The organism is Ruegeria sp. AN6, from assembly GCF_056540425.1.
In genome coordinates this window covers 1-5,849 of sequence record NZ_JBQFWR010000035.1, presented here as the reverse complement: position 1 = coordinate 5,849, position 5,849 = coordinate 1, and the positions used below count along the sequence as shown (strand labels likewise).

Below are 5,849 nucleotides of genomic sequence, written 5' to 3'. Positions count from 1 at the left end.
CATTCGGGGATCTGATCTCTTTCGGAAGCGACTTGAAATTTACCGACTTTTCGAAATCAGGCCCTCGATATACTGCTATCCCAAACTCTCCGTCTGGCTGGAATGTAACATGAGTGAAGCTGTGAGGCGATCTGGCGTTATCGCCAATTAGCCGTCGTGGGCCACCTCCCAAACAAGCTTGAGAGACGTAAGCTACACCGTCTTTCCAACCGGGATAGAAGGCATGATGGTGGCCTGACAGATGCAGAACGACACCGCTTTCCAGATAGATTTTTTCAAGTGTTGGGTCACCGATGATTTCTCGTTCGCGCTGGATCGCGAACGGCCAAAGTGGGAGGTGGCTGAAAGTGACAATAGGGTCTCCGTCTGCACCCAATTCCTGTAGCCGGTCCTGCTGGTCGCCGGATAGGGGACCTAGGGTCGTTGCATCCAGAGACGCAAACGTAATGCCCTGCATCTCAAATGCGTAGAAGAACGGGTAGTCATCTGAAACCAGGAAGTCGACGTCTGGTTTTCTTGGTGCCCATTCCTCTGCGTATATTTTTCTTTCACGCTCGAAACCACGGTAGGCGGAGGCATCATGGTTCCCCGGCGTTACCGCAAATGGAATGCCGGCAACCTCTAAAGGGTCTGATACGGCTTCGTGAAACGCCTTCCACATCTCCCTGACTTGTTTGTCGGACAAGTTGGGAATGCGCTGTCCCGCAACCATATCTCCGGTCGAAATAACCAAATCGGGATCAATCTCGATTATGCGCTCAATCGCTTTGTCGACGCGGGCATCGTATCTTACCGAACCATAGCTTCCATTCAGATCCGATATGACGATGACATCCAATGCCGCCGCTTTGCTGGCGAGCAGAGCGGTCCAAATGAACGCCGCAAAAAGGGTGGAAAGCTTACGGGGCATTACAGTCCACAGCCTCTACCTCGGTGTCGTTTCTCAAAAAGAATGCGACAGGATCCAAGTCGAACATCAAATCACCATTAGAACAATTGTCCCAGAGAATGGACGTTGCCAGCTCGGTGTTTTTCACAACTTGGGCAATCTGCCTATCTGACAACCCAAGGCTCCGCGACAACCAGCCGTAGACGAGACCTTGAGATTGAAGATCGCTATTCAAAGCAACCAAGCGCCGATACGTGCTTGGAGAGAAGTGGCGAATTTTCTCCAGCATTTGGGTAGATTTCGCGAAGTTGGCATACTCGACACGCCCACCAGCATCGTTGTCGTTTAGATTGCTGCGACGGATCAATAACGCGTCGGCGGGAACGTCTCCATCGTTTGGCTCATGGTGCTTGGCTTTCTTATGCTTCAGCTTTCCGTCTTCGACCCAATACCAATAGGGTGTAAAGTCTATATTTCCTACGCGGTCCTGCTGGCTAAAGATGAAATCGAGGAGAACAATCTCGGTAAGTTCTTGCATCCAAAATGCCATCTGTTGGTCGCTGACATCGGGGCCGAGATCCTTGTTGATCATCCGGTCTTTTCTGCCTTCTCTGACGCCCTCTGCAATGGCCTCTGACAAGGGTTTCGAAGAACGCAAAGCCAAGAAAGCGGGGGTTTCCTGAAAGTCACGGTTTTGGCCTTTCCCCCAACCAGACTTGCGAGTGCCGTTGATTTCCGAACCGTATCGATGCCCAGGACTATCAAGCAGCACACCGTAAATCTGCGTTCGATCTGCGGTGAATAGATCATCGGTCGGTTGGTATGAGTTCGGATCGGCGTCCGCAGCTGCAAAGACCCGCCAGCCTTCATGGTTCATGCGCCCGCCATGAGAGCCACCAGAAACCGCAAGGCCAGGCTCCGCAACCTCGGAAAAATGCGCCTGGGCGTCCATGCTTCGCCAAACGGCGACTGGAACTTTTACAGTCGTGTCGAAATATCTGGAGAAATGATAGTAAAGCAGCGACGAGGTGGAAAAGGTTCCACTGGTGCCCTTTTGGTTCATGGTGGATTTGAATTTGGCCACCCTGTCCTTGGCCAGATCTTTTGCTGCCTTCCCCTCTTTGCAAGCGTTTCTTTCGAATTCGGAACGGTTCCCCGTGTAAGGTCCTTCCGAAATATCGTAGACGGCCATTCCTGGGCTGGTGCTCCAGGTTTTTGGGCAAATAGCAATTTCGGAGGCATAGAAATCGATCTCGCAATAGGCCGTTTCTTCCTCAAGATCGCTTTTTCGATACTCGCCCGTTGGAACTTTTTCGATCCGAATACAGCGTTCAGTAACGCCGTTGGGACTATCAAATGTCGTGGCTTCACCGAGAACATCGTCGTTCGCCCACAAGACAGTAGGTGCAATGAAAGCAAGTGACCCCAGAAGATTGAACTTCATTTGGATAGTCCTCCTGGTATCATTTAGGGCAAATCACTGCCTGTTGTTCGGTGGAGATTTTCAACTTTGGGTCGACACGGAAGTTGGAGAATTTTGCGTCAATCCACTTGTCGCATCCGCCTGAACATGGGGCCCCGTTTCGGGCATCATTCCAATATTCCTTGGCCCTTTCTTCCGTCCAACCGCAGAACTGAACGAGCGCCATTGCCGACAATGCACCCGAGGAATGAACGCCCCACATGCAGTGTACCAGGACAGGGCCCTTTCCAGGGTTTTCAATCACCTCGTGTATGGACGCCATGACAGCACCGGGTCGGGATGATCTGGCGCTTTGATAGTCAAAGGATCCGTTTCCGCAACTGGTGCGACCGTATTCAGTATTTTTGCCAAAGTCGGCGTAAAACCCGGTTGAAAAACCTTCACCGCACAGAGTTTCGCGTTGACCGTTACTAAGGCCAGTTCGATCCTTGTCGCCACCCTTGAAACCGGATCGATACAACACTCCGCTTAAGACTGGGCGAAAGAAAGCGACACCATCAACGCCTCCGTCACCACCCTTTGAAAGCATTTGACTGTTGCTTGGACCGCCATTTCGACTGGTCACGTCAGAATTCGCAGCGGTTGCGAGAACACCAATGAATATGAGGGACGCCAAAAACCGCATACCAACTCCTTCCTATTCTTGAACCCTTGATGGTCACACTCTTCCGACCTGATAATCTCTCGGAAGGGCTGGTTCACGATAACCATTTCAAGTGGGCGATTAGCTTTCCGTTGTGAAACTTTAGATGGGCCACACCAGATTGATAATAACGACGACTACGAAGTAGGCTAGAACAACTTTCCAGTTCCATTGGTGCTTGTTTTCTTCATTGATCACCCCCGCCGATTTCAATGCCATGTTTGTGATAACTAGAGCGGCGATGATGACCGCCGCATGTGCCAGGTCGAAATGCAAGTGTGAGCTCCTTCTTTCAGATTTGGGATTGATGGAATTTTTCAGCAGTCACTTGATGGCAGCATAGCTACATCTGAGTACCTTCCCTCGGATGTCGTGATCCGAGCACATGCACCAGTATCCTTGTTAAACCAGTACGAGGTCAGACCTTCGCTTCGGATGAGTTCAAACCCGAGACTTTGAATGCCTATTTCAGCTTGGCCCGCTCTTGCCCCTTCAAATGACGAAAGATCGCTAGAGCTGCCCACAGTTGGTGCGCTTGCATCCACCGAACCGCTACTCTCATCGCATGCTGCAAGCGCCGAAATGCACATCGTGCCGATCACCAATAGTACTTTGGATTTCATCTGTTTTTCCTAGCTCTTTCGGGAATACGCTTCAGTGTTTCTGGTTGATCACCTATTCAATTCCGAAAATTACATTGTAATCGACGGAAGAGTTGCTGCGGTTGATAACCTCCACAACATGATCTCCGGATTGCCAAAGCTGTCCTCGATACTCTTTGTCCGCTGACATCAGTCCCAACAGTTCAGAATCATCAGGGTTACGAATAACGTAGTCCAAGGAGCCATTTCGCGGAGCAACGCGGACGTAAAGAAACTGCTCGTTTTTCGCACCCAGAACGTATTGCTGGGATGCTCCGGGTGCGAGTTCACCAACGAGTTCTGCGCCAGTGGAACCAGCATCGAATTTGACACGTTGGCTACCGGTAGAACCGGCGGCACCTGCCATGGCTCCACCGCCATCATCCATCGCCTCGACAACCGACATCTCTCCAATGCTGCCATCCTTGTACGCGATGCACTGCCAAAGTGTTCCGCCTGCGTCTCGCAGCATTACGAGCGTACCAGCTTCCGAGAACTGAGAGCTTTCAATCGTACCTGATTGACCGTCTGGTCCACCAACCTGCCGCAAATGGTCGATACAAGCGTCGTCAGCTTCTGACATTGCAAAAGCAGCTGTGCCCGCGATTGCGAACATGGGTGTGAGGAGCTTGAGTAAAACGAGTTTCATCAGATGGTTCCCTGTTGGCTTGTCCTTAGAGGTTTGTTCCTTACAAAGCGAAACCTCACTTCGCTTCTCGTAACTTTGACAGAAATTCATCGCATGCCTGCGCGCTGCCGACGATCTCGCCCGTCGTTTCAATTCCTTGCATTGACGCCATCTCGGAATTCACGCGATTCAGGATCTGGTCCGCTTGCTCGGCGGTGATCAGGTTTTCGGCTTGTGCTCCTTTCAATGTGGAGCAGACACCGGCGGACAAGCCTGTCGCAACGCCGACACCTACCGCGGCCCCGCCACCCAAGGTCATCGCCCCAACCACGCCGAGGACGAGCCCGATCACAATTCCCAAGGTCACTTTTCCCATGTTTTCCTCCCTTTTGGTGAGACAGAGCTCTTCCTTCATTTCTGGTGTAAACTGCGAGCCCACCTGCAAATGAAAACCAGCGCCAAAATGTTGAGCACCGGTGCAATCGCCGCGAACCACGGCTTGGCGGACTCCGAAATTAAGTCCGCTACAAGTATCCAAGGTAGTCCCAACGGCAGCAGGAACACTCCGGACAAAGGGTCTGGTTCCTGTCCCAACCAGCCGAACGTGCCCGTCAAGAATGCAACCAACGCCAACAGGTACAGGACCGCGAATACGATGATGGTGGTTCTACAAACCAAGTCGAGCCTCAGCAGATCAAGCCAGTACTGCGCAGCCGTATTCAGCTGCGCACCAAACAGATCACAATGCGCCTTCGTCGCCCAGGAACTCGATACCAGCTGTCGCGCCATCACTGTAAGCAATGCAATTCCAAGGAGCACGATCCTCGCCAACGCCTACAGTGACCTGTGTTCCCGCCTCGCTAAACGCGGATGAGAGCACCACGACTTGCGAATTGTTTGTCGTATTGGCTACATCTCGCAAACACGCCTGCTGAGCCGGCGTGAGCTCGGCGGACGCGCTTGATGTACTCGTATCGTCGCAGGCCGCAAGCAGTGCGAAACATGTCGCGCCTGCAATCATCACCATCTTGTTAGACATTTTCTTCTCCCTCTGGTTCCCTTGAAATTAGTGAAATTGGATGCGCTTGTTTGAAGCTCTCGCGTCTGAGTACCCGACAGAACATGCTTCCATCCTGTGAATACCTTTCCCAAAACTTGCCGCGGGGGGCTTGGTCGGCGGGACGATATTTCGTTGACTATCGGGGCCGACAATAACGTGTGAAGGCCGAATGACGTCACTAGCAAATGCTAGAGCAAACTCTGGAAAGATGGGGAGTACGTTAAGTTTGGGCATCGCGTCCTCCCAACGCTCAATCATTGTAAAGTGCCTTCCGACTGCCAGCACTCACTCCAGCAGTCGGAAGGGCCCGAAAAATCGGGCGACAGCGACAACAACGGAGGTAAATAAAGTTGTGTCGAATTCGCATGTTTGAATCTATTTTTTCATAAATCAACATTTTTTCCGCGCGTAAAATTCTTTACGCTCTCGTACGATAGGCCTCTGCATTCAAACAAAAAGGTAAGTGGGAGCATCCATACAGGCGAGTTTGTTCTTCTAGGTGGCG

Annotated in this window: 8 protein-coding genes; all 8 read right to left on the bottom strand. The window is 51.7% G+C overall.

The window, feature by feature from the left end:
- Positions 1-910: metallophosphoesterase family protein (locus ACR0MQ_RS22835; RefSeq protein WP_480611239.1), on the bottom strand; the 910-nt coding region annotated here is incomplete at its 3' end.
- The gene (locus ACR0MQ_RS22830; RefSeq protein WP_480611236.1) at positions 900-2,333 is read right to left on the bottom strand and encodes a hypothetical protein; all 1,434 of its coding nucleotides are present in this window, start codon (positions 2,331-2,333) and stop codon (positions 900-902) included. The genes ACR0MQ_RS22835 and ACR0MQ_RS22830, both read right to left, overlap by 11 nt.
- Positions 2,334-2,352: 19 nt before the next feature.
- Positions 2,353-2,997: a hypothetical protein gene (locus ACR0MQ_RS22825; RefSeq protein WP_480611234.1), complete on the bottom strand. Its 645-nt coding sequence runs from the start codon at positions 2,995-2,997 to the stop codon at positions 2,353-2,355.
- Between the two features lie 120 nt (positions 2,998-3,117).
- The gene (locus ACR0MQ_RS22820; RefSeq protein WP_170334800.1) at positions 3,118-3,291 is read right to left on the bottom strand and encodes a hypothetical protein; all 174 of its coding nucleotides are present in this window, start codon (positions 3,289-3,291) and stop codon (positions 3,118-3,120) included.
- A 41-nt stretch (positions 3,292-3,332) separates the two neighbouring features.
- Positions 3,333-3,638: a hypothetical protein gene (locus ACR0MQ_RS22815; RefSeq protein WP_480611231.1), complete on the bottom strand. Its 306-nt coding sequence runs from the start codon at positions 3,636-3,638 to the stop codon at positions 3,333-3,335.
- A 52-nt stretch (positions 3,639-3,690) separates the two neighbouring features.
- On the bottom strand, positions 3,691-4,305 hold the full coding sequence (locus ACR0MQ_RS22810) for a hypothetical protein (RefSeq protein ID WP_480611228.1): 615 nt from the start codon (positions 4,303-4,305) through the stop codon (positions 3,691-3,693).
- Positions 4,306-4,360: 55 nt separating this feature from the next.
- On the bottom strand, positions 4,361-4,780 hold the full coding sequence (locus ACR0MQ_RS22805) for a hypothetical protein (protein ID WP_480611225.1): 420 nt from the start codon (positions 4,778-4,780) through the stop codon (positions 4,361-4,363).
- Between the two features lie 243 nt (positions 4,781-5,023).
- Positions 5,024-5,323, bottom strand: coding sequence for a hypothetical protein (locus ACR0MQ_RS22800; protein ID WP_170337109.1), 300 nt, complete (start codon positions 5,321-5,323; stop codon positions 5,024-5,026).
- Positions 5,324-5,849 lie beyond the last annotated feature (526 nt).

Bases quoted from the DNA above. Each gene is read 5' to 3' on its own strand.
- ACR0MQ_RS22830 (WP_480611236.1), bottom strand. From the start codon at position 2,333: ATGAAGTTCAATCTTCTGGGGTCACTTGCTTTCATTGCACCTACTGTC.
- ACR0MQ_RS22825 (WP_480611234.1), bottom strand. From the start codon at position 2,997: ATGCGGTTTTTGGCGTCCCTCATATTCATTGGTGTTCTCGCAACCGCT.
- ACR0MQ_RS22815 (WP_480611231.1), bottom strand. From the start codon at position 3,638: ATGAAATCCAAAGTACTATTGGTGATCGGCACGATGTGCATTTCGGCG.
- ACR0MQ_RS22810 (WP_480611228.1), bottom strand. From the start codon at position 4,305: ATGAAACTCGTTTTACTCAAGCTCCTCACACCCATGTTCGCAATCGCG.
- ACR0MQ_RS22800 (WP_170337109.1), bottom strand. From the start codon at position 5,323: ATGTCTAACAAGATGGTGATGATTGCAGGCGCGACATGTTTCGCACTG.